Source organism: Streptomyces rugosispiralis, assembly GCF_024505145.1.
In the GTDB taxonomy this organism is placed as follows: Bacteria; Actinomycetota; Actinomycetes; order Streptomycetales; family Streptomycetaceae; genus Streptomyces; species Streptomyces rugosispiralis.
The window spans coordinates 1-530 of record NZ_JANIAA010000229.1; the positions used below are offsets into that span (position 1 = coordinate 1).

Annotated in this window: 1 protein-coding gene; it reads right to left on the minus strand. The window is 65.3% G+C overall.

What is annotated here, in order from left to right; genetic code table 11:
• On the minus strand, positions 1–503 hold a 503-nt coding region (locus NP777_RS47195; RefSeq protein ID WP_256656370.1), incomplete at its 3' end, for an LLM class flavin-dependent oxidoreductase.
• Between the last annotated feature and the right edge of the window lie 27 nt (positions 504–530).

The window sequence follows — 530 nt, forward strand, 5'->3', positions numbered from 1 at the left end:
GTTTGGAGGGGCTTGGGGACCAGGCTGCGGGGCGGGATCTTGTAGTGCTGGCCTACGTAGGAGAAGGGGTCGTCGAGGAAGGCGCGGCGGATGAGTTCGACGCCTTCGCGCCATTGGGACTTGTTCTGGGAGGGGTCGACTTCGAAGGCGCGCAGGGCGAGGGTGGTGTTGCCGCGTCCGGTGCCCAGTTCGATGCGGCCGTTGGAGAGGATGTCCTCGGTCGCGACGCGTTCGGCCACGCGTAGTGCGTGGTTCATCCGTGTGGGCAGCAGTGTCACGAGGTGGATGAAGCGGATCCGGCTGGTGAGTGCCATCAGGTAGGGGTAGAGCACTTCCGGTGCGGAGACCGAGGCCGTTCCGAGGGCGACGTGCTGTTCGGAGCTGCCGAAGGCGTCGAAGCCGACGCGCTCCGCGAGCAGCACTTCCTCGACCAGTTCCCGGTAGCGGTGCTCATGCGTGAGCCCGACCGGGGTGTCCCCCTCGGTCATGAGGATGAAGTCCATACCGACCCTTCCGTCGAATGTTATTCG